Here is a 23,364-nt window from a genome sequence, read left to right as displayed (position 1 = left end):
GGGCTCCTACAAGGGAGGGGGCGTTTGGGTTTGGGGTGGGGGGAGTTCGAAGTCGCGGTGGGCATGGGGGTTGCCGGTGCGGCCGGCTTCGGCGGCCTTGGCGATGTTGTACATCTCGCGGGCGGTGACGTAGTGCAGGACGTAGTTCACGCCGTCGTTGTAGACGCGCTCGAGGTAGTCGTGCATGGCGTCGGCGGGGGCACCCAGCAGGGTGTCCATGTCACGTTCCTGGGTGCCGTGGGTGTGCACCTTGACGAACACCCATTCGGGGCGGCCTTCGACGTGGATGCCGGTATCCACCCACTGGTCGATGCGTGACGGCGTCGGGGGGCAACCCTTGCGTACGTCCGAATTCTCGATGCGGGGGACGATGCCGAAGCGGCGATCCTTCCAGTTCAGGCCCAGCGGTCCCTGGATGATCAGCAGGTCGCCACTGGGCGTGCCGCCCACGCGCATCGGCACGCCGGTGTCGTGCGACTTGCAGCGGTGGGGGTCGTCGGTGGCGTAGTAGATGGCGTTGGACATGCGCGTCTGCGTATCGCTGGGCGCGGAGGGCAGGGTGAAGTCGGCGTAGCAGCCCAGCTGGCGCAGCAGCAACAGTTCGTTGTTGATGCCGCACCAGCGGCCGTCCGCACGCGAGTTGTCCAGGCACCAGTTGCCGTGGATGAAGGCGAAGCGCAGCTGGCCGGTGACCGGATCGCGGGGCAGCGCGCCGTGGCGTTCGTGCAGGAGCCGGTTGAAGCGATCCATGGTGGCGAGGAAGTTGGCTTCGGTGTCGTTGTCGTGGTGCAGGTGGATCTCGATTTCGCCATGGCCGTCGGCACACAGCGACTGCAGCTTGTCCAGGTGTTCCTCCACGTATTCCTCCTCCGGATAGAAGAAGGTGTGCTGCGGCATGCGGCCGTCCGCGTCGCGGTGGCGTCCGGCCAGCGCGCGGTAGTCGGTGCACCAGCGATCGACCCGGCGGCGCTGCGTGGCCATGTCCACGCGGCCCCAGTTGGGCTCGAAGTGATCGACGAAGCAGAACATCACGTGCACCGGGCCGTCGACCTTCGGCGGCTTGCGCCGGGTGAGGTAACCCCACAGCCAGTACTGCATGTTGCGCGCGCGGATGCCCAGCGTGAGGCCCGCGGCGGCTAGCAGCACGAGGAGGAGAAGGCATGCCAGGACGATCATGCGGCGGCTCCCGCCGGCACCAGCGTAAGCAGCTGTTCGGCGTTGTTGCGCCATTGCCGTTCGCTGGCGATGTAGGCGCGGGCGGCGCTGCCCACGCGTTGCCGCTCCGCCGCGAGTCGGGCCAGCGTGAGCACGCGCTCGACGCAGGCGGCGTCGTCGCCGCGCGGAAACAGCCAGCCCGTGCGGCCGTCGGCGATCACCTCGGCGACCGGCGCATAGTCCGGCGCGACCACGGCCACGCCCATGCCCATGAATTCGAACAGCTTCATTGGTGATCCGTACGCGTTGGAGTTGGGCAGCACGGCGTAGTCCATGCAGGCGATCCAGCCAGCCACCTCGTCATGCGGTACGCGCCCGGGCAATAGCACGCGGTCGCTCAACCCGCGCGCGGCGATCAGTTCGCGCACCGCCGGCAGGGTCTTGCCGTCGCCGACGAACACCAGCGCGAGTTCGGGGACGTCGGCCAGGCGGCCGGCGATGGCCTCCACGAAACCGTCCACGCCATGCCAGTGCGCGAACGCGCCGATGTGACCGCAGACGACGCGACCGGTGAGCCCGCGTTCCGCGCGCAGCGCGGCCACGTCGAACCGCGACGGGTCGAAGCGCGGCAGGTCCACGGCATTGGGCGATACCACCGAGGGGGCGATGTCACCGTATGCGCGGCGCGCGGTATCGAGGAAATACGTGGAAATGAACACCAGTCCGCTCGCATGGCGCAGGCACCAGCCTTCGATGCGACGCGCCAGGCGCGTCATGACGAGCGGCCGCACGCGATCGACCAGCGCGGAGTCGTTGATTTCCAGCACCAGCGGTATGCCTCGACGACGCGCGAGCCAGACGGTGGCGAACAGGAACAGCGAATAACGCTCGTAGACCAGCGCCGGACGCGCGACGCGCCAGGCCCGGGTCATGCGGAACAGGGTGACGACGTTATAGAGCAGTTCGAACACCTCGAAGACGATGCCCGGCAGCCGCGTGACCATCGAGGCGACGCGTCCCCGGCCGGCCGCCGTGGCCGCGTGTTCCTCGCGTTCCGGGTCGGCGCCGGGGAACGACATCACCGCGACGTCGTGGCCCAGCTCGCGAAGCGCCTGCACGATGCCGCGGATGTGCACGCCCTCGACATGACGCCCGCGCGTACGGTGGTGATAGAGGATCTTCATGGCGCGTCACCTTCCAGCGCGGCGAAACGGAATCCGCCGTCGATCCATTCCGGCAGCATCACGTCCAGCGCCTGGCGAGCCTTGTCGGCGTCGTCGTGCATGAGCACGATGTCGCCGGGGGCGGGCGGCGTGTCGCGCAAGCGTGCCACCAGTGCATCGACGGGGGCATCCTGGTAGTCGAGGCTGTCGTATGACCAGTACACGAGGTTGCGCTTGCGGCGCGCGAAGTGCAGCAGCAGCCCGGCACCCACGTAGCCGCTGGGGGGACGCATGCGGTGATGGGGGCGTTGGTCGAACCGACGTAGCAGGGCATCGGTGCGGTACACCTCGTCCAGTTGCCTGCCGAGGCTCATGCGCCGGAACGACCAGTGGCTGTACGAGTGATTGCCGATCATGTGGCCTTCGTCGACGATCCGCCGGACGATCTCCGGGTGCCGTTCGATCTTCTCGCCGACCAGGAAGAAGCTGGCCTTGACGCCGTGCCGCGCCAGCGTATCGAGCAGGGCGGGCGTGTGCGCCGGCTCCGGGCCATCGTCGAAACTGAGGTAGCGCAACGAAGCGCCGCGGTGGCGGGTGGACACGAGGGCATCCGGCAGCAGGCCGAGCAGCTCGTGTTTTTTCGGTTTCCAGGTCATAGGGTCGGGGGCAGCCGGTCGGCACGTTCGGTGGAGGGGGCGGCATGGCGGGCGACCGCGTTCAGCAGCATGCGGTCGAGCCGGTCGATGTTGTCGTCCCAGCGGAAGCGCGCGGCGTGGGCAGCGATCGCCGCGGTGTCGAACGGCCGCGCCAGCGTATCGCACAGTGCGACGGCCAGTGTGTCCGGTCGGTGCGGTGCGACGAGGCTGCCCGCATGTGCCGGCAGCACCTCGGGAACGCCGCCGACGCGTGTCGCCACCACCGGGGTACCGCAGGCCATGGCTTCCAGCACGACGTTGGGCACGCCTTCGTTGTGGCTGGGCAGGCAGAGCAGGTCGGCCGCGCGGAACCAGTCGGCGGTGGCCGCATGGTCCACGGCGCCGATCATGCGCAGGGCGGAAGCGCAGCCGAGCGACGCGGCGCGACGCGGCAGGGCGTGGCGTTCCGCGCCGTCGCCGACGAACACCAGGCAGGCGTCGTCGTGGACGCGGGCGACCTGGGCAAACGCGTCGAGCAGGTCGAGGCACCCCTTGGCCGCCTTCAGGTTGCCCACGAACAGGACGATCCTTCCTTGCGTGGGCAGGCCCAGGCGTTGGCGTGCCTGGTCGCGGTCGCCGGGATGGAACACGGCGGTGTCCACGCCGTTGTAGAGGGTTTCCACGGCGTCGGCGCGCGCGCCCAGCGCGACGGCACGCGTCGCCAGCGCGCCGCTGACCGCGACCACCGCGTCCGCGTCGCGCAGCGCCGGACGGATCTGCATGCGGCGCAGCAGCGATGCCGCCTGCACGTTGAGGTCGCTGCCATGCACCTTGACCACGTAGGGAATGCCGAGCAGCCGCGCCACCCATCCGCCGGCCACCGCATCCGGGAACGCCCAGCTGGCCAGCAGCACGTCGTAGCGTGCGGCCCGCAACGCGCGGCCGCGTTGCCACATCACGCAGGCGAAGAAGCACAGCGCGTTGAGGAAGCGACCGATGCCTGGCGGGTGGTAGAAGGTGAAGCAGTCTTCGCCGAGCCCGCTCACACCGGTGGCGACGCGAGGGCCACGGCGCTCGCGGAAATCCACTGCGGTCAGCACGTCCACGGTGTGCCGCTGGCCCAGGCGCTGGAACTGCTGGCGGTTGAAGGTGCCACGCCGCGGGTCCCAAGGCGTGGGAAAAAGGTTGGTCAGGACGAGGATCTTCACGCGGCGGCCGCGCCGCCGAAGTACAGCTGTCCATAGCGAGACGCCATGGCGCCGAGCGAGCCGTGGGCTTCCACCCAGGTGCGCGCGGCGCGCCCGAGCCGGGCGGCACGTTGCGACTCATGGAGCAGGCGCAGCATCGCCTCGGCCAGCGCGGGCGGATCGCAGGCCGGTACGAGGCAGCCCGTGCTCCCGTCGCGCACGATCTCCGCGTTGCCGCCGACGTTCGTCGCCACGATGGGCAGGCCGGTCGCACAGGCTTCCAGCAAGGCCATGGAATAACCTTCGGTGACCGACGACAGGGCGAACAGGTCCAGCCCCTGCAGCAGTTCACGCACGTCGTCGCGGTCGCCCAGGAAGTGCACGCAGCCGGCCACGCCCTCGTCGAAGGCGCAGGCGCGCAGGGTATCGCGCAACGCCCCGTCGCCGATCAGCACCAGCGCGGTGTCCGGTCGCTTGTGGTGCACGATGCGGAAGGCACGGATCAGGCCGGCCTGGTCCTTGGTCCAGTTGAGCCGGCCCACGTTGCCGATGATGCGGGTGCCGGCGGGAACGTTGAGCCGTCGCGTCAGCCGCTCGTGCATGGTGTCGGAGGCGACGTCGAAGCCTTCCAGCCGGATGCCGTTGGGCACCACGCAGGTCTTCTTCGCGGGTGACACGCCACGGCGCACGGCATCCTGACGCGCAGCCTCGCACACGGCGACCACGGCGTCGGTAGCGCCCAGCGCGCGGCGGAACAGCCACTCGCGGCGGCCGCCCTTGCGGTTGGCGCCGCCCATGCCGTGCCGCGTGTTCACCACCTGGCGGATGCCCAGGCCGGTGCTGGCCAGTACGGCCTGGTAGTGGGCCACGGCGTTATGGGTGTGCATGACCTCGGTGGCGTGCGCGGTGAGCTGCCGGCGGACGCGGCGCAACGCGCGCAGGTCCGGTCCCGGCCGCTTGTCGCACGCGTGCACCGGCACGCCGATGGCGGCCAGTTCGCCGGCCAGCGAGCCCGCCTCGAACAGGCAGATGACCTGCACCCGGTGGCCCAGCCGATGCTGTTCCCTGACCAGGTCGATCACCATGCGCTCGAGGCCGCCACGGTTGAGGTTTTCCACGACATGGCTGATGTTCACGAGGCCAGCTCCGAAATGGTGACGCGCCGCTTACCGCTGCGCGTGAGGGGAATGTCGTCGACGAAGTGGCATTGCAGCTGCGCGCTGTCGCCCAGCACCTTGCGCACTTCCCGGCGGATGTAGTCGAGCGAGGCCTCGTCGAAGCCCGGGCCGCGCACGATGGCCAGGTCGAGCCGGTCCAGCCGCCGCTGCACCAGCTGGAACCGCGTCACGCCCGGCACGTCCTTCATCATGTGCGGGAAGAATTCGCCGGGCAGCACGTGGCCCGCCGGCGTGCGGATGGCATCCAGCGTGCGCCCGTCCACGGAGGCCAGCAGGGGCAGGCCGCGACCGCACGCGCAGCGATGCGTGGCGTGGGTGGCCATGTCCCCGGTGACGTAGCGGATGAAGGGCATGCCGCGGTTGAACAGGTCGGTGATCGTCACCTCGCCGCTGCCCTGGTGCACGGGCCGACCGTCCACCAGTGTCTCGACGAGCAGGTGATCGGCATTGACGTGAAGCCCGTCGCGGTGTTCGCACTCGGCGGCGATCAGCATGAATTCGCGGCAGCCGTAGGTGTTGTAGGTGGGCGCGCCGAACGCGCGCTCGATCAGGTCACGCTGGAACGGGTGCAGCGCCTCGGCCGCACCGATGACGGACACCGGACGCGCCACGCGGCGACCCGTGGCCAGCAGCCATTCGGCCAGCCGTACCAGCGGGCCCACGTAGCCGACGATCACCTCGGGGCGGTACGCGTCGATCGCGTCGGCATAGCCGGCCAGGTTGTGTTCGCTCATGTGGAAGCTGTCGAGCAGGCGACGCGCGAACACCGCGTTGTAGAGGCGATCCTTCACGCGATGTGCGGTCGAGGTCTGCCCGACCGCGCCGCCCCACAGGAACAGCGTGCGCCGGCCCATGCGTGAGCCGGCCCATCCGTAGCCGCGCCACATCACCGCCACGCGGCGGTCGTTGCTCTCGCGCGTGAAGCCGAAACGCAGCGGCTCGCCCGTGGACCCGCCGGTGGTCTTGTAACCCAGCCCGGCCTTCAGCGAGGTGGCCTTGAGGTCGTCGGCGTTGGCACGGATGTCCGCCTTGGTCAGCACGGGCAGGCGGGCGAAGTCGTCCAGGCTGCGGATGTCGCCGGGTTGCATGCCCAGTTCGGCCCAGCGTCGGCGGTAGTAGGGCACCTCGCGCCAGCACCAGTCGATCAGCGCGCGCAGGCGTTCCAGGCGCAAGGCCTCGATCCGCTCGGGCGCGAGCCATTGCTCGCGTTCGTAGGCACGCATGTAGCGCGGCGTATCGCGGCGGCGCAGGCCACCCTCGTACGCGGGCCACACCACGTGGCGCAGCAGGGCTTCGTACGCGGTGCTCATACGGTCCTCAACAGCACGGCGACCAGGACGAAGAAGCCGGCGATGGTGCCCATGGCGGCGGGCACCCAGCGCCAGCCGCCGTCGGACAGCCGGAACAGCGGCAGCCCGGGCCAGCGCGCACGGGCGCCGACGTAGTAGCCGGCGACCATGGCGGCGATCAGGTACATCACGATCATGTAGCTGCGGCTGAGGAAGAACGCGGCGGCGAATAGCCCGCACAGCGACAGCAGCAGGGTCAGCGCCATCTGCCGCTCCGTGGCCCAGGCCGCTGTCGTCGCCGCATCGTCGCCGGTGGGGCGTACATGGCGCACGATCGTCAGCATCATCCAGAAGCCGTAGCCGACGAAGGCCAGCCACAGCACGAAGCCGACGAAGCCGGTCTCGGCGATCACCAGCACGAACGAGTTGTGTGCGGTCAGTTCGTTGTATTCGGTGAAGTTGCCGGCCCCCACGCCGAGGATCGGATGATCGCGGAACATCTCCAGCCCGGCATACCAGGCGTCCACACGCCCGGCCGCGGATTCCTCGCCGGCGTCCAGTTCGTCCATGCGCGAGGACAGCAGTTTCATCACGGTGAGGCCCAGCACGCCGAGCACGCCGGCTACCGCCATGCCGCGCCGATACCACACATAGCCGCCGGCCACGATCAGCACGGCCAGCATGGCGCCACGCGAGTTGGTCAGCAGGATGCCGTAGAGCAGCAGGGCCGCCGCGGCCAGCCAGGCCAGGCGCAGGATGCCGCCGCCGCGCCGACCGAGGAACACGGCCATGGGCAGGGTGGCGGCGAACAGCAGGCCCAGGTCGTTGGGGTCGTTGAAGATGCCCACGTACTGGATGCGCCCGCCCTCGCCGATGGGGGTGCCGGTCCAGCCCACGCCAGTGCCAGCCTGTTCCACGCCGTGCAGCGCCAGCACCACCGCGCAGACGACGAAGACGGCCATGGCCGTGCGGACACGCTGCTGCGTGCGGCAGGCGGCGCCGAGCACGAAGAACGCGATGACAGCGGGGCCGAAGCGTGCCAGTTCGTCCAGTGCGCCGCCGGTCCAGCCGTTGGCCACTTCCGAGACCATGAGGACCAGCAGGAAGACCGGCAGGATGATGAACTGCGGCGCCTGGAAGGTCTTCTCGCGTGAGGCCAGCCAGCAGGTGAAGGCCAGCAGCAGGACCACCGGCAGGATCGGCACGGCGTCCAGGCCGGGCACATAGTCCTGCGGGCGGATGATCGTGAGTACGACATAGACCAGGATCAGCGCGAACATGGCTGCGCCTGTGGCGGATGGGCTTCGTGGCGGGTCGTTGGGTAACTCATCAGTCGCGGCAGGGCCAGCATCGCGGCGAACCAGCCGGGGCCCATGTTCGCTTCCACCGGCAGGCGGTTCAGCGCATAGCGGTTGACGCCGGGCTCGGGATTGGTGCCGCAGACATAGCTGCAGGCCAGCCGGAAACCCGCGTTGCGCGTGGCCGCGATCACGGCGTCGCTGTAGGCGCGGTCGCCGCCCACGGGATACGACATCAGGATGGACGGCGTGCCCAGCTCGCGATCCAGCGTGGCCTTGGATTCGCGGATCTCGCGTTCCATCACGTCCTGCGGTAGTCGGGCCAGCATGCGGTGTTGCACGCCGTGCGAACCGAACTCGAAACCGGCGCCGCTCATCTCGCGGGCCTGGTCCCAGGTCATGGGCCGGCACGCGGCCGGACGCGCGTCGACCGAAGGCAGGTTCCACTCGTGTTCGAGGCGTTCGGTCATGGCCGTCTGCGCCAGCGCGTCCAGCCATTTCATGCGCAGCAGCACGTTGCCGGCAATGCGTCGACGCGAGTCGCGGTCCGGCGGCAGCGCGATGTCGATGCCCAGTTCGGGCAGCTCCAGCCGCGGCGCAGCGGTGACCAGGATCATGTGCACCAGCCAGTCGTAGCCATAGGGACGCCCGCTGTCGAGGTGCCCGGTGGAGACGAAGAACGTGGCGGGTACGCCCACCTCGTCCAGGATAGGCGCGGCGACATGGTAGTTGTCGTCGTAACCGTCGTCGAAGGTCACCGCGACGGTGTCCGGCGGCAGCACCTCGCCCACATCCAGCGCCTCGACGATGTCGGTCAGCCGCATCGGCCGGAAGTGCCGCGCGATCCAGCGCATCTGTTCGCGGAATTCTTCCGGCGGCGTACTGATCAGTTCCATGTCGAACGCGTACGTAGCCGGGTCCGGCAGTGGCATCACGCGGTGATAGGCCAGGATGCGCAGGTCGCGTTGCCACCAGGCGCGCACACGTTGCAGCGGCGTCAGCAGGCCACTGGAATAGCACAGTTCTCCCAGACGGCCACGCATGCCGGGGGCGCCACGGACGGGCATATCGGTCACCATAAATGCAGCCTTCGGTTGCGGGCGAAGGCCAACAGGGCCTGCGCCGCGAAGAGGTTGAGGTAGAAGAACGCCAGCGCGATGCGCAGCGGCAGCCAGCGGCCCAGCGGTGGCAGGCAGCGGGTCAGTACCAGCAGCACGCCGCCGCCGAGCAAGCTGCCGAACGCCACCGCGTACATGGGGTGGCGTGTCGCCAGCGCGCCGGTGCTCACGGCAAGCGCCACGATCAGCCACGGCGCCATCAGGCGCAGCAGCTTGTGGCTGACGAAGCGGAACCACAGCGGGTTGGACCAGGGCAGCAGCAGCCAGGGCGCCAGCTGCACCAGCTGGAAATTACCGGCCAGGGTGCGGATCTTGCGCCGGCGCTCGTCGGCGGGCTCCTGTGAGGGCCGGTCCCAGGCCATGGCCTTCGGCTCGAAGACCACGCGCATGCCCTGCGCGGCCACCCGCATCGGCAACAGCACGTCGTCGAGCACGGTGCCGGGCGGCAACGGCGAGAACAGGCTGCGGCGCATGGCATGCAGCGCACCGCTGACGCCCACGGTGGAGCCGGACAGCGCTTCCGCGTGACGGATCGCCTTCTCGTAGCGCCAGTAGGCATCCACGCCCTGGGCGAAGCCCGTGCGGACGTGCTCCATGTGCAGTTCGCCACCCACGGCGCCCACGGTGGGATCGGCCAGGTTGGCGACCAGTTCCCGCAGTGCCACGGGCGACAGCCGCTGGCGCACGTCCGTGAACAGCAGCACGTCGCCACGCGTGATCGCCACGGCGTCGTTGAGGCAGGCCGCCTTGCCCCGACGGTTGGGGAAATCCAGCACGGCCAGGCGGGTGTGGGTCGAGCGGCGGGCCAGGGCGGCCGTGGCATCGTGGCAACCGTCGCAGGCGACGACGATGTCTACCAGGGCGGCGGGGTAGTCCAGTCGTTGCAGGTTGGCCAGCTTCGCCTCGATGAAGGCGGCGCCGTCATGCACGGCGAGCACGATGCTCACCGTGGGCAGGATGGCCTCGCGTGCCACCGGGCGTGGCCGCACACGCGCCTGCAGCCAGACCAGCAGCGGATAGCCGGCGAACGTATGCACCAGCACGCCCGCCGATACCCAGCAGACGATCCAGGCGAGGTGGCTCATGGCCGACCCATGAGGCGGCTGAACAGGCCACGGCGCTGGGTGGCGGCCACGCGTGGCGCGGCGGCCATCTCGGCGGCCAAAGTGCCCAGCGTGCCGTTGGCCACGTCCAGCAGGTTGAGCTGCACGCCGCTGAGCGTGTGCACGCGATGCGCCATGTCCACCGCGAGCAGCGAGTGCCCGCCGACGTCGAAGAAATTGTCGCTGGTGCGGATGCGGCGCGTACCCAGCAGCTCCTGCCAGATGCCGGCGAGCAGGCGCTCTGTCTCCGTGTGGGGCGTGGTGTCGTCGTCGGGAGCGGCCATGGCGGCCTCGTCGTGCACGGCCAGTGCCGCGAGATCGGGTTCACCGGTGGCCAGGGTGGGTAGGGTGTCCAGCACGTGGACATGGTCGGGCATCGCCCAGGCCGGCAACGAGGCGGCCAGCGCGGTACGCACCGCGTCGGCATCCGGACGCCGTCCCGGGGCCGCCACCACGTGCAGTTCGACCCGGGCGATACCACCCGGCTCGTGACGCGGCACGGCGATGGCCCGGACCACGCCCGGCTCGCGCAGCGCGATCGCTTCCAGCGCGCAGGGCTGCACGTCCATGCCGTGGCAGCGCAGGCGGCGGTCGTCGCGGTCCAGGACCTGCAGGCGGCCCCCGCTCAGCCAGCGTCCGCGGTATCCCGTGCGCACGAGGCCCGCTTCCGCGCTGCGTCGCGCCGTACGGGCGCGTTGACCGAACGGCATGGCCAGCAACCGGCCGCCCACGGCGAGGTCGCCTGCGGCGCCGATCGGTGCCGGCTCGCCATGGACGTCGAGAATCCAGGCCTCGCCGTGGGCGAGGGTGAGGCCCTGGTGCAGCGTGTCCGCCGCGGCGTCCAGCGCGCCGCAGGTGATGACGGGCGCCACGGTCGGGTCGCCGAACAGCATCCACACACCGGCCGAGGCCTTCGCCACGCGCGTGGTCAACTCCGCCGTGGACGAGCCGCCGACGATCACCGCGCGCAGTCCGGCATCGCCTTGCCAGCCGCCGGCGAGCAGCGCATGCCAGGTTTCCGGCGTGGCGATGCACAGGTCCATGGCGTCCAGACGACCCGCAGCGGCCTCGCTCGTACCCATCTCGACCCAGGTGGCGCCGCTGGCCAGCGCCATCAGCGGGCCCAGTACCGAGAGCGGATCGCCCGGCAACGCATCGCCGCCCAGGCGCATGCCGGCGTGCACGCCCAGGGCATCCCCGAGCGACTGCACGAGATGCCCCAGCGTGCGCTGCGACAGCGCCGCACCGACGGCCTTGCCCTCTGCATCGTGCGTCTGGAAGGCGACGTCGGCCATGTCCGGCAAGGCGCCGCCGTGCGCGGTGGGGGCGTCGACCTCGGCCAGCCACGGGGTGTCGGTATCCAGCCAGACCGCGCATGTTTTGGGCCAGTCGAGCAGGGCCTGCAGGCCCGCGTCGCCGACCATCACCGTGGCGTGTGCATCGGCCAGGCCATCGCGCAGGAAGGCGGCGGGATCGTCGCGGTCGAGCAGCAACGCCGTGGCCCCGGTCATGCCGATGGCGAGCAGGGCGGCGATGCGGTCGATACCGCGCTCGACGCACAGACCGACGACGCCACCGTCGCCGGCACCACGCTCGCGCAACCGTGTCGCCATGCGCCCGGCACGCTCCTGCAGCGCCGCGTGGCCGATGCGCCGCGTACCGTGCTCGATCGCCACGCCGTGCGGCATCGCCGTGGCCGTGGCCTGGATCATGCCGTGGAGATCGCGCGGCGGCTCGACCGCCGTGTCGCGCCCCTGCCAGGCCCGCATGCATTCGCGCTCGGCCGGCGTGGCGGCGGTCAACTCGCCGAGTGTGAGGCCGGGGTCGTCGATCACCCGACGCAGCATGGCGAGGTAGCGCTCCCGCATGCGGCACGCGGTGTCGGCCTCCAGCAGGTCCGCGTTGTAGGTCACGCCGCCGACGAGTCCCGCCTGGCTTTCCAGGAACCACAGGCCCAGGTCTTCGGTGGCCCCGCTCTGGAACAGGAGGATCTGCTCGTGTGCCAGGCCACCCCAGTCCGCCGCGCGCTGGCGCCCGTCCTGGAACGAGAACAGCGCCTGGTACAGCACGGCGCCACTGCCGTGGACGGCCGTCAGCTCGCGTTGCAGGTATTCCAGCGGCACGTCCGGATGCCCGAACGCATCGATCGCCGTACGCCGCACTTCACGCACGAAGGCCAGGAAGGGCAGCGCCGGATCGATCGTGACGTGCAGCGGCAGCAGGTTGTTGAAATACCCCATGACCGCTTCGAGCTCGCTGTGGTTGCGTCCGCGTACGGGCGTGCCCACCACCAGTTCGTTCCGTCCGGTGGAACCGGCGAGCATGGCGAAGTACAGGGCGAGCAGGGCCATGTTGAGCGTGGCGTCGGCCTGCCGTGCCACGTCGTACATGGCATCGGTCTGCTCGCGCGATACGCGTATCCACTCGGTGCGGCCCAGTCCGGACATGCCGGGACGCCGCGGCTGGTCGGTGGGCAGCGCGTGCACGTCGCCGCGTCGCGCCAGCCGTTCACGCCACGCGGCCAGTTGCGTGGCGAAGGCCGGCGATTGCAGCCATCGCGCATGCCACGTGGCGAAGTCGCCGTAGGTCACGGGCAGTGCCGCCAGCGACGACGGGGCCCCCTCGGCAAAACAGCGGTACAGCGTGGCGAGTTCGTTGGCGAAGATATCGAACGACCAACCGTCCCAGACGATGTGGTGCGGCATGAAGAACAGCACGTGCTCGTTCTCGGCCAGCCGGAACAGCCGTGCGCTGAACAGGGGCGCCGTGCCCAGGTCGAACGGGGTATCGGTCAGCGCCTGCAGGCGCGCCATCAGCACGGTATCGCGCGCGTCGTGCGGCACGTCGCGCAGGTCTTCGGCGGGAAACAGGGGGTAGTCCAGCCGTGGCATGACCACCTGGGCCACGTCGTCGCCGAGCGTGCGAAACGCGGTGCGCATGCTCGGCTGCCGCTGCACCAGTGCCTGGAACGCCATGGCGAAGGCGTCTTCGTCCAGCGGGCCGCGCAGGCGATGGGCCGACGGTGCGTTGTAGGTGACGCGTCCGGGATGCATGCGTTCGAGTGCCCACAGGCGGTGCTGCATCAACGACAGCGGTGCATGGGTCTGGTCGTCGCGGTGGGCGATCGGCTCGGCCACCGGCGCGGTGCCGGCGTCGATCCGTGCACGCAGGGTCGCGGCCAGGCGTTCCACGCTCGGCGCATCGAACAACGTGCGGAACGACAGCGCCACGCCGAATTCGCGGTTCAACGTGGCGGTGAGCTGGGCCGCCAGCAGCGAGTGTCCGCCCAGCGCGAAGAAGTCGTCGCGCACGTCGAGCCCGGGCAGGGCCAGCACGGCTTCCATGGCCGCGGCCACGCGCCGCTCGTCGTCGTTGCGCGGCCCGACGCGCGTTCCGGGGGCGGCGCACGAACGGGCGATCGGCGGCGGCAGCGCACCGCGGTCGATCTTGCCGTTGGGCAGCAGGGGAATGGCGGGGAGGGCGAGGACATGCTGCGGCAGCATGTAATCCGGCAGTCGCGAGCGCAGTCGCGAGCGTAGCGATTCCTCGTCGGGCATCCCACCGTCGCGACCGACGACGTAGGCCACCAGCCGCACGTCGCCGGGGCGATCCTCGCGCGCCATGACCACGGCACGCGCCACCTCCGGCAGGTCGGTCAACGCGCTTTCGATCTCGCCGGGCTCGATGCGGTAACCACGCACCTTCACCTGGAAATCGAGGCGGCCCAGGTGCTCGATCAGTCCGGCGGACGTCCAGCGGCCACGATCGCCGGTACGGTACATCCGCGAGTCCGGCGCTTCCGACCACGGATCGGTGACGAAGGCCGCGGCGGTCAGGTCAGGCCGGCGCAGGTAGCCGAGTGTGACGCCCGCCCCACCGATGTGGATCTCGCCGGGCACGCCCAGCGGGCAGTGGTTGCCGTGCTCGTCCAGGATATGCACGGTGGTGTTGGCGATCGGGCGGCCGATGTAGATGCCGTCACGCGGGGTGTTCACCCGCCAGTACGTGGAATACACGGTGGTCTCGGTGGGGCCGTAGCCGTTCCATACCTCGCCGCAGCGCTCCAACAGCGCCTCGGCCAGGTCCAGTGGCAGGGGCTCGCCGCCCGACACCGCGCGGAAGGCCGGCCGGCCACGCCATCCTGCATCGACCAGCAGGCGCCAGCCCGCCGGCGTGGCCTGCATCATCGTGGCGTCGGCCTCCTCGATCAGGCGGCGCAACTGGCCGCCGTCGCGCACGTCGTCGCGGCCGGCGATCACCACCTCGGCACCGCTGGTCAGCGGCAGCATCAGCTCCATGAAGGCGATATCGAACGAGAGCGTGGTGACGGCAACCAGGCGGTCGTCCGGTGCGATACCCGGCACGCGTTGCATGCTGGTGAGGAAATTGGCCGCTGCACGGTGCGGTACGCGTACGCCCTTGGGACGCCCGGTGGAACCGGAGGTGAAGATCACGTAAGCCACCGAATCCGGCGTGGCCGCGCGGCGATCGCGCTCCGGGCGCTCGAACGAGGCGTGCACTACCTCGTCGTCGCCCAGGGCAAGCACGCGGCTCGCGTCGATGGCGAAGGCTGGCGGAGCGGCATCGTCGACCACCAGTGCCGCCAGCTGGGCGTCGTCGGCCATGAACGCCAGGCGCTCGGCAGGGAACGCGGGGTCCAGCGGCACGTAGCCGGCACCCGACTTGAGCACGCCCAGCAGCGAGGCCAGCATGTCGAAGCCGCGGCCGAGCGACAGTCCGACCAGCGCGCCGTGACCGATGCCGCGGGCGCGCAGGGCGTTGGCGATGCGGTTGGAGCGCGATTCCAGCGCGGCGTAGGTGAGCGTGCGGTCCGCATGGCGCACGGCGATCCGCTCGGGCGTACGGTCGCATTGCTGTTCGAAGAACTCATGCGCCAGGCGCAGTTCCGGAAACGGCGTGGGGGCAGGCTGCAGGCCGGCCAGTTCGCGGTACACGGCGTCGGAGATCACGGGCAGCGCGACGGCCGTCGTGTCCGGCGCGAGCGCGGCATGGCGCAACAGGGTGACGTACGCATCCAGCCAGCCCTGGATGGTGGCGCCGTCGAAAAGGTCGGCGTTGTACTGGCATTCCAGGCGCAGGCCGCCGTCCACCGGTACGGCGTTGACGAACAGCTCGAAGTTCTCGTACTCGCGCGGCACGGCGGCGAGGTCGTAACGCAGGCGCGGGAAGCGGGCGGTGCTTTCATCCAGCGGCGCGTCCAGGTTGAACAGCACCGCGACCAGCGGCAGCCGTGCCGGATCGCGGGCCAGCGACAGTCGGGCGAGCAGACTGCCCAGCGTATGGCGCTGGTGGTCGAACGCATCCATCAGGTCGTCGCGCACGCCACCCAGCACCTCGGCGAAAGGTGCCTCCGCGCCGATGCGGGCGCGCAGCGGCAGCACGTTCACGGCATGACCGACCAACGTATCGAGGCCATCGGCAGCCTGGCCCGCCGACGGGATGCCGATCACCACGTCGTCCTGCCCGGCGAGCCGACGCAGCAGCACGGCGAAGCCGGCCACCAGCGTCGCGTGGAAGCTGGCGCGGTGCATCGCGCCGAGGCGGCGGATCGCATCCACATCGGCGCGGTCCAGCAGGCGGTCCTCTCGACGCGAGGCGAACGTGCGGTAGCGCGGTCGCGGGTGGTCCACCGGAAGGTCCAGCACGGGCGGTGGCGTGGCGAAGCGTTCCAGCCAGTAGCGCGCATCGTCTTCGGCGGCGTGAGCGCTCAGGTAGGCAGCTTCGGCATGGGCGAAAGCCGAGAAGGCGTCGGGTGCTTCCGGCCGGTCGTCCGGCCCGGGGGCCTGACCGGCATGCCGCGCGTAGAGCGCGGCCAGGTCGCGCACGATCACGCCGAACGACCAGCCATCGCAGACCAGGTGATGGGCGCACAGGACCAGCAGGTGGCAGTCGGAGGCCAGGTCGACGATATCCGCGCGGAAGAGGGGGCCGTTTTCCAGGTCGAACGGCGTCGACACCCGTTGCGAGAACAGCGTCTGGATGCGCGCATCGCTTTCGAACGGTTGCAGCAGCGAGAGGTCGTGCTTCACCAGCGGCAGCGTGGCCTGCACAGCGACGAACATGCTCGCGCCGTCGTCGCCGAACGTGGCGCGCAAGGCCTCGTGGCGTTCGACCAGGTCGTGGAGCGCGGCCTCCAGGGCGGGGATGTCGAGCACCCCCTTGAAGGTCAGCGACACCGCCTCGTTGTAGGCCAGCGAGGCTTCCGGCTCCAGCTGGCAGGCCAGCCAGATCTCGCGCTGCGCCGGCGTGGTCGGCAGCACGCAGGCCAGCGGGTCGCCGGCGAACGGGTCGTAATCGACCGCGGTGGCGGCCTGCTCGTACGGCATCATGCGATCACCTTCAGAAACTTGCCCGGTGTGTCGGGGTTGGGGACGAACCACGCGGGACTGCCGTCGGGATCGCGACCCAGACGGGCTCCCGCCACCGGCGGCCGGGCCGCGTCCATGGCCGTGGCGTCGCGGCGGCGTGGCAGGAACCCGGCTTCCTGCATCTCCAGGACCGATTCACGGAAGGCCGTGGCGATGGCAGCGAAGTCCGCCTCGTCGTGCGCGGTGGTAAAGAAACACGGGAAGTTGTCGAGGATGTGGATGCCGCGACTGCGCATCATCGCGAACAGCAGGTCCTGCAGCGGGTGGTCCTCGGTAAAGACGGTTTTCCACACCGACGCGAAGTGCACCACGTGCATGGGTGCGCCCACATCGGCGCAGAACGCCGTGAGTCCGTCGGCGAAGGCGCCGACCTTCGCGTTGAGCGTGGCCTGCAACGCCGGGCCCTGGTCGGCCAGGTGACCGAGCACGGCATGCGCGGCGGCCAGCGCCAGGGGATGTCGTACGAACGTGCCGGCGAAATAGGTGACGCCCACGGTCGGCACGGAATCGTCGCCATAGCGCCAGTCGCCGCCGTCCAGTGCATCCATGAAACGGCGTGCACCGGCAATGACACCGATCGGGAAGCCGCCACCGACCACCTTGCCGTAGGAGGCCATGTCGGCATCGACGCCGAGGACGGCCTGCGCACCGCGTGGATGCGCCCGGAATCCGGTCACCACCTCGTCGAAGATCAGCAGCGCGCCCGCGTCGCGGGTGATCGCGCGCAGCTCGCGCAGGAATGCCACGGGCTGGAAATCGGGACGCCGGCTCTGTACCGGTTCGACCATCACGGCGGCGATGTCCGCCGCGCGCTCGCGAATGATGCGCAGCGATTCGGGTGTGCCGTACTCCAGCACCAGGACATGCTCGGCGGTATTGCGAAGGATGCCGGGCGCCGCGGGCACGGAGGTCAGCTTCTTGGTGCCGCGGACCAGCACCTCGTCGAAGATGCCGTGGTAGGAGCCGGTGAAGATCACCAGCGTGTCGCGGCCAGTCACGGTACGTGCCACGCGCACGCAACCCATCACTGCTTCGGAGCCGGTGTTGCACAGCGCCGCGCGATCGAAGCCGGTCAGCTCGCAGACCTGCCGGGCTACCACGCCGGCCAGCGGGTGCTGCGGCCCGATCTCGTAGCCCTCGTCGAGCTGCCGGCGCACGGCGTCCAGCACGAAATCGGGCTGCCAGCCGAACAGGTTCATGCCGAAGCCGTTCAGCGCGTCCACGTACCGGTTGCCGTCGAGGTCCCAGACGTGAGCGCCCTTGGACCGTGCGATGACGATCTGGTAAACGATATCTTTCAGCAGCGGGCGGAACCCGTTGACCACGCGCGGATCGGCCAGGTGCGGGCGGTGTTCTTCCGTATACGCCCGCGACGCCGCCGTGCGCGCGACGTAGCGCTGCATGAAGGCATCCAGCCGTGCGCGCTGCCGCGCACTCAGTTCCGTGGCGCCGTGATGGATGCGCGCGATGGCGCCGAATGCCTTCTTCACGTCGTACGAGGTATGCGCCAGCGCGGCCTCTTCGTCGTTGGCCGCGGCCTGCGTCCCCTGCGTCCCCTGCGTCGACGGCGCCCTTGCCGCCGTCGCACCGGTACCTGCGCCCGCAACACCCGCACCCGCAGCACCAGCACCGATATCACTACCGGCGGTAGACGACACGGCAGTTACCGTCGCCGCCGCCTCCACGCCCGCCAGCAAGGCCAACTGCTCGCGCATCAACTGCATCTGCTGCGCGATCACCGCCTGCACCCCACCCGCCGACACCCCCACCGACACGGTTGCCGCCACCGATACCGGTGCGCCCGCCGGTACCATGGCCGTCGTAGGAGCCCACGATGTGGGCGACGCCCCCACCGCAACGCCCGATCCCGCGCCGACCTCCACGCCGGCAACCTCCGCCGGCAACAACCGATCCAGGTGACCGGCCAGCCGCTCGAACGACGAACACCCGTCCATCAGCTCGCGAAACGTCACCTTCAGCGCATAAGCCCTCTGCAACTGCAGCGCCACCTGCGTCAGGGACAACGAATCCAGTCCTAGTTCAACGAAATGCGCCGCCGGATCGACCCCCGCCATATCGGCGCCGGAGACATCCTCGAACAGGGCGACGAGTTCGCCGACGAGACGCGCGTGACGCGGAGAAACGGAGGCGGGCAGCGACATGGGGTGTTCCACGGGCAGAGGCAGAGGGGACATCGGTTCGGAAGGCGTGGCCACCGTGGCCACCAGGCTGGCGATCGACGCGGCAGGCGGCGCGTCCACCCAGTGGCGTTGGCGCTCGAAGGGGTAGGTCGGCAGGCGCAGGCGGCGGCGCTGTGCACGGTGGTCCAGCGCTGCCAGGTCCACGGGGACGCCCGCGCTCCAGAGCGTACCGGCCGCATCGAGCAGGGCTTTCCGCTCGCCGGCCGGGGTATCGGTCAGGCTGGCGACCAGGGTCCGGCCACGGGCCTGGGTATGCTGGTGCCCGAGCGTGGTCAGGATCGTGCGCGGCCCCACTTCCAGGAAGGCCGTGCCGGTGTCGTTCAGCGCGTAGAGCAGGGCTGACGAGAAGCGCACCGTGTGGCGCAGGTGGCGTACCCAGTAATCGGGAGACGTGGCTTCCCCTGCCGTCAACGCGGCGCCGGTGAGCGTGGAGACGATGGGCATCGTCGGCGGCGACAGGCGGATGCCGGCGACCTCGGCGCGAAAGCCCTCCAACACCGGCTCCATCATCGCGGAGTGAAACGCATGCGACGTGGCGAGGTGCCGACAGGCCACGCCTTCGGCAGTGAGTTCGCGGCGCAAGGCTTCCACGGCGTCGCTGGTACCGGCCACGACGCTGGCATTCGGCGCGTTTTCCACGGCCAGCGACACTTCGTCCGGCAGCCGCGCCCGCAATTCATCGGCGCCCAGGCGTACCGACAGCATCGCGCCGCCGGGTAGCGACTGCATCATCCGGCCGCGGCGTGCGACCAGGCGCGCGGCATCCGCCATCGACATGACGCCCGCGATCGCCGCCGCCGCAAATTCGCCGACGCTGTGCCCGATCATCGCAGTGGGCATCACACCCAGGCTCATCCAAAGACGTGCCAGGGCGTATTCGAGGGCGAACGTGGCGGGCTGGAGGTACGCGGTCGCCCGCAGGTCGTCGGTGTCCGTCGCGAACATCCGCTCGCGCAGGTCGAAACCCAACTCGCCCTGCAGGACGGCGGACACCTCGTCGAGCGCCGCGCGGAATACCGGCTCGCTCGCGTGCAACGCCTGGCCCATGCCCGGATACTGGGCCCCCTGGCCGGGAAACAGGAACACCACCCCGCATGCGTCGCCGTCGCGTTCGCGAAGGCCGGCGGCGGCGATATCGCGCAGGTTCGCTTCGGTGTCCTGGGGTGACGACGCGACCACGTGCGTGCGTTGGGCGAAGGCCTTGCGGCCCGTGGTCAGCGTCCAGGCCACGTCGGCCAGGTTGGCGTCGGGGTGCGCGGCGAGGTGATCGGCCAACCGTTCCGCGGCGGCAGCCAGGGCGGTGGGCGTGCGAGCCGACAGCGCCAGCAACTGCGGGCCCGATGCGGCATCCGACGGTGTCCGCGCGGGCGCCTCCTCGAGGATCACGTGTGCATTGGTGCCACCCACGCCGAACGCGCTGACGCCGGCCAGCAGGCGGCCCGTGCTCGGCCACGCGCGGAGTGTACGGTTCACGACGAAGGGCGTGGCGTCCAGGTCGAGTCGTGCGTGGGCCGCCTTGAAGTGCAGCGTCGCGGGCAGGCGGCGTTCACTCAGGGACAGTGCGGTCTTGATGACGCCAGCGGCGCCGGCGGCAATCACCAGGTGACCGACGTTGCTCTTCAACGAACCGATGGCGCAGAAACCCGTGTCGTTCGTGGTGGCGCGGAAGGCGCGTGTCAGGCCTTCGATCTCGATCGGATCGCCCAGTGGCGTGGCCGTGCCGTGCGCCTCGACGTAGGACACCTCGCGTGCCGATACCCCGGCATCGCGCAGGGCCATGGCGATCACCGCCGCTTGTCCGGCGGCGTTGGGTGCCGTGAAGCTGGCCTTGGCCGCCCCGTCGTTGTTGACGGCACCACCGCGCAACGTGGCGTAGATGGGGTCGCCGTCGCGCAACGCGTCGGACAATCGCTTGAGCAGCACCACGGCCGCGCCGTCACTGAACACCGTGCCGCGGGCCTCGGCATCGAACGGGCGTGTGTGGCCGTCCGGCGACAGCATCGAACCTTCCTGCGCCAGGTAGCCGCTGTGCGGCGGGCAGGTGATGGACGCGCCACCCGCCAGCGCCATGTCGCAACGGCCGGCGCGCAAGGCGTCCAGCGCCTGCACGATCGCCACCAGCGACGTGGAGCAGGCGGTGTTCACGCCGATCGCCGGCCCGGTGAGGTTGAGCTTGTGGGCGACGCGGGAGGCCAGGTAATCCTTCTCGTTGCCGAGCATGACCTGGAAGGCACCGAGTTTGTCGATCAGGCCGGCGCGGCCGCTGATGTGCTTCTGGTAATAGGTGGCGTTGTGCATGCCGCCGAACACGCCGACCGGCACGTCCTGCGCATCGGGGACATACCCCGCGCGTTCCATGCATTCCCAGCACAGTTCCAGGAACAGGCGCTGTTGCGGATCGGTCAGTTCGGCCTCGCGTGGCGACATGCCGAAGAAGCCGGCGTCGAACAGGTCGCAGCCGTCGACGATGCCGCGTGCGGCGACGTAAGCCGGATCGTTGCGCTCGATGGCGCTGATCGCCGGATCGAGTTCATCCGGCGCGAAAAAGCGAATCGACTCGCGGCCGGCACAGAGGTTGTCCCAGAACGCCTCGATGTCCGCCGCGCCCGGGAATCGGCCCGCCATGGCGACGATGGCCACGGCGTGGCCCGTCGCAGGCGCGCTCACGGAAGGGCGCACGTCCCGGGAAGGGCCCGCGGTGCGTCCTTCGATGGTCGCGGCGAGCGCGGCAGGTGTCGGCAGGGCGAAGAAACCGACCAGTGTCGGGAGGGGCGAAATGTCTTCATTCACGCGGGCGATGGCGCGTGTCGCGAGCAGGGAGCTGCCGCCGAGATCGAAGAAGTTGTCGTCGCGGCCGACGCGGTCCAGGCCCAGCACCTCGGCGAAGAGGGTGCACAGTTGCGACTCCACATCGCCGCGTGGGGCGAGATAGGCCGCGGCCAGTTCGGGGCGCGAGTCGTCCGGGGCGGGCAGGGCATGGCGGTCCAGCTTGCCGTTGTCGTTCACCGGCAAGGCATCCAGCCGCATCCAGCGCGCGGGCAGCATGTAGTCGGGCAGGTGCACGGCCAGCGCATCGCGCAGGGCGTGGGCGGTCACCGCCGGGTCGCGCGCTACGTAATAGGCCACCAGCCGTCGCTCGTCGGCCCGGTCGTCGCGCGCGACCACCGCCGCCGCATCGACGCCGGGCAGGCCACGTAGCGCGATGTCGACTTCGCCGGTCTCGATGCGATAGCCGCGGATCTTCACCTGGCCGTCGAGGCGCCCGACGAAGGCGAGGTTGCCGTCCGGCCGACGCTGGACGAGATCGCCCGTGCGATAGAGCGTGCCATGCTCCGAGGCGATGAAACGCTCCGCGGTGAGGTCTGGCCGGCCCAGGTAGCCGCGGGCCACGCCGGCGCCGCCGATATACAGCTCGCCCGTGGTGCCGTCGGCCACCGATGCGCCGTCGGTATCGAGGACGTGCAGCGAGGTCTGGGCGATCGGCAGACCGATCGGGATGGCGCCCGCGTCGTCGGGCAGGTTGCGTGGAATGCGATAGGTGGTGGCGAACGTGGTCGTCTCGGTGGGTCCGTAGCCGTTGATCAGCGTGGTGTCCGGCAGCGCGGCCTGCGCCTTGCGCACGTGCGGTACCGACAGCGCCTCGCCGCCGGTCAGGACGCAACGCAGGCCCGCGAGGTGGCGTGCATCGTCGTCGACGATCGCGTTGAACAGGGCGGCGGTCAGCCAGGCGATCTCGGCGCCGTGTGTGGCGACGGTCCGGCGGATGCCGCCGCCGGTGGGCACGCGCTCGTCGTGGACGATGCACGTGCCGCCGTTCAGCAGTGGCGCGAAGATCTCGAAGGTGGAGGCGTCGAAGGCCAGCGGCGCCGCGTGAAGCACGTTGGGCGCGTCGAAGTCGATGAAGTCGGAATGGACGACCAGCCGCAGGATCGACGCGTGCCGGATCTGCACGCCCTTGGGCATGCCCGTCGATCCGGACGTATACATCGCATACGCCAGATCCCCGCCCGCTTCCTCGATGCCGCTGCGGCAGGACCGACCCTGGTCGCGTTCCGCCACCGGCCCGCCGCCCGCGGAACCCAGCAATGTCTCCACCGTCGTCACCGGCACCGACGCAAACTCACGTTCCTCGCCGTCCGCATCCACCACCACCGCCGTCACGCCCGCATCCCGCAACGCGAACGCGATCCGCTCCGCCGGCCACCGCGTGTCCAGCGGGAGGTAAGCCGCGCCGACCTTCAGCACCCCCAGCAAGGCAACGACCGCGCCCACCGAGCGTTCCATCACCAGCGCCACGTAGTCGCCCGGCGCCACGCCGGTACGTGCCAGCCCGGCGGCAACGTTGTCGCTGCGCGCATCGAGTTCGGCATAGGTAAGGGAGAGGGCGTCGGATGCCAGGGCGATACGCTCGGGGTGTGCCGCGGCGACGTCGGCGAAGCGGCCATGCACGGTTTCCGGCGTCATCGCACGGCCCCGTGCACCCGCGCTTGGCGGGATGGCATAGGCCGGACGGTCGAGGCGGTTTTCATGCGATTCCCTGGCTGCGCTTTCCGGGAATATTTATAGACCCCGCGCAAGGGCCCGCCTATACAACCGGCGCCCTAGCCAGGCTGTGCAAACGGCCGATGGCACCAACGAAAAAGGCGCC

The 23,364-nt window shown here is 70.0% G+C and carries 11 protein-coding genes; all 11 read right to left on the bottom strand.

Annotated elements, in window-relative coordinates:
* Positions 1 to 6: 6 nt before the first annotated feature.
* The 11 genes from ACVKN3_RS01980 to ACVKN3_RS01930 are packed head-to-tail and all read right to left on the bottom strand — an operon-like array spanning position 7 to position 23,180.
* The gene (locus ACVKN3_RS01980) at positions 7 to 1,176 is read right to left on the bottom strand and encodes a hypothetical protein (protein WP_354512808.1); all 1,170 of its coding nucleotides are present in this window, start codon (positions 1,174 to 1,176) and stop codon (positions 7 to 9) included.
* The gene (locus ACVKN3_RS01975) at positions 1,173 to 2,339 is read right to left on the bottom strand and encodes a glycosyltransferase family 4 protein (RefSeq protein ID WP_354512810.1); all 1,167 of its coding nucleotides are present in this window, start codon (positions 2,337 to 2,339) and stop codon (positions 1,173 to 1,175) included. Before ACVKN3_RS01975 ends, ACVKN3_RS01980 begins: the two co-directional genes overlap by 4 nt.
* On the bottom strand, positions 2,336 to 2,974 hold the full coding sequence (locus ACVKN3_RS01970) for a polysaccharide deacetylase family protein (RefSeq protein WP_036141047.1): 639 nt from the start codon (positions 2,972 to 2,974) through the stop codon (positions 2,336 to 2,338). Before ACVKN3_RS01970 ends, ACVKN3_RS01975 begins: the two co-directional genes overlap by 4 nt.
* Positions 2,971 to 4,161 (bottom strand): glycosyltransferase family 4 protein, encoded by a 1,191-nt coding sequence (locus ACVKN3_RS01965; RefSeq protein WP_354512812.1) that lies wholly within the window; start codon positions 4,159 to 4,161, stop codon positions 2,971 to 2,973. The genes ACVKN3_RS01970 and ACVKN3_RS01965 overlap by 4 nt, the downstream gene beginning before the upstream one ends.
* Positions 4,158 to 5,276, bottom strand: coding sequence for a glycosyltransferase (locus ACVKN3_RS01960; protein WP_354512814.1), 1,119 nt, complete (start codon positions 5,274 to 5,276; stop codon positions 4,158 to 4,160). The genes ACVKN3_RS01965 and ACVKN3_RS01960 overlap by 4 nt, the downstream gene beginning before the upstream one ends.
* Positions 5,273 to 6,628 carry a phenylacetate--CoA ligase family protein gene (locus ACVKN3_RS01955; RefSeq protein WP_354512815.1) on the bottom strand — a complete coding sequence of 452 codons (1,356 nt, stop codon included), beginning with the start codon at positions 6,626 to 6,628 and terminating at the stop codon, positions 5,273 to 5,275. Before ACVKN3_RS01955 ends, ACVKN3_RS01960 begins: the two co-directional genes overlap by 4 nt.
* Positions 6,625 to 7,887 carry an O-antigen ligase family protein gene (locus ACVKN3_RS01950; RefSeq protein ID WP_354512817.1) on the bottom strand — a complete coding sequence of 421 codons (1,263 nt, stop codon included), beginning with the start codon at positions 7,885 to 7,887 and terminating at the stop codon, positions 6,625 to 6,627. The genes ACVKN3_RS01955 and ACVKN3_RS01950 overlap by 4 nt, the downstream gene beginning before the upstream one ends.
* On the bottom strand, positions 7,875 to 8,984 hold the full coding sequence (locus tag ACVKN3_RS01945; RefSeq protein WP_354512819.1) for a polysaccharide deacetylase family protein: 1,110 nt from the start codon (positions 8,982 to 8,984) through the stop codon (positions 7,875 to 7,877). Before ACVKN3_RS01945 ends, ACVKN3_RS01950 begins: the two co-directional genes overlap by 13 nt.
* Complete coding sequence (locus ACVKN3_RS01940; RefSeq protein WP_354512821.1) at positions 8,978 to 10,108, bottom strand: glycosyltransferase family 2 protein; 1,131 nt, start codon at positions 10,106 to 10,108, stop codon at positions 8,978 to 8,980. The genes ACVKN3_RS01945 and ACVKN3_RS01940 overlap by 7 nt, the downstream gene beginning before the upstream one ends.
* On the bottom strand, positions 10,105 to 16,476 hold the full coding sequence (locus ACVKN3_RS01935) for an amino acid adenylation domain-containing protein (protein ID WP_354512822.1): 6,372 nt from the start codon (positions 16,474 to 16,476) through the stop codon (positions 10,105 to 10,107). Before ACVKN3_RS01935 ends, ACVKN3_RS01940 begins: the two co-directional genes overlap by 4 nt.
* Positions 16,473 to 23,180 (bottom strand): amino acid adenylation domain-containing protein, encoded by a 6,708-nt coding sequence (locus ACVKN3_RS01930; RefSeq protein WP_354512824.1) that lies wholly within the window; start codon positions 23,178 to 23,180, stop codon positions 16,473 to 16,475. The genes ACVKN3_RS01935 and ACVKN3_RS01930 overlap by 4 nt, the downstream gene beginning before the upstream one ends.
* Between the last annotated feature and the right edge of the window lie 184 nt (positions 23,181 to 23,364).

It is taken from the genome of Luteibacter sp. PvP120 (assembly GCF_054055715.1).
Note: the sequence above shows the minus strand (reverse complement) of the source record. Positions and strands in the feature narration are given on the sequence as shown.

Coding starts and splice junctions, on each gene's coding strand:
- ACVKN3_RS01980 (WP_354512808.1), bottom strand. CDS start 1,176: ATGATCGTCCTGGCATGCCTTCTCCTCCTCGTGCTGCTAGCCGCCGCG.
- ACVKN3_RS01975 (WP_354512810.1), bottom strand. CDS start 2,339: ATGAAGATCCTCTATCACCACCGTACGCGCGGGCGTCATGTCGAGGGC.
- ACVKN3_RS01970 (WP_036141047.1), bottom strand. CDS start 2,974: ATGACCTGGAAACCGAAAAAACACGAGCTGCTCGGCCTGCTGCCGGAT.
- ACVKN3_RS01955 (WP_354512815.1), bottom strand. CDS start 6,628: ATGAGCACCGCGTACGAAGCCCTGCTGCGCCACGTGGTGTGGCCCGCG.
- ACVKN3_RS01950 (WP_354512817.1), bottom strand. CDS start 7,887: ATGTTCGCGCTGATCCTGGTCTATGTCGTACTCACGATCATCCGCCCG.
- ACVKN3_RS01945 (WP_354512819.1), bottom strand. CDS start 8,984: ATGGTGACCGATATGCCCGTCCGTGGCGCCCCCGGCATGCGTGGCCGT.
- ACVKN3_RS01940 (WP_354512821.1), bottom strand. CDS start 10,108: ATGAGCCACCTCGCCTGGATCGTCTGCTGGGTATCGGCGGGCGTGCTG.
- ACVKN3_RS01935 (WP_354512822.1), bottom strand. CDS start 16,476: ATGATGCCGTACGAGCAGGCCGCCACCGCGGTCGATTACGACCCGTTC.
- ACVKN3_RS01930 (WP_354512824.1), bottom strand. CDS start 23,180: ATGACGCCGGAAACCGTGCATGGCCGCTTCGCCGACGTCGCCGCGGCA.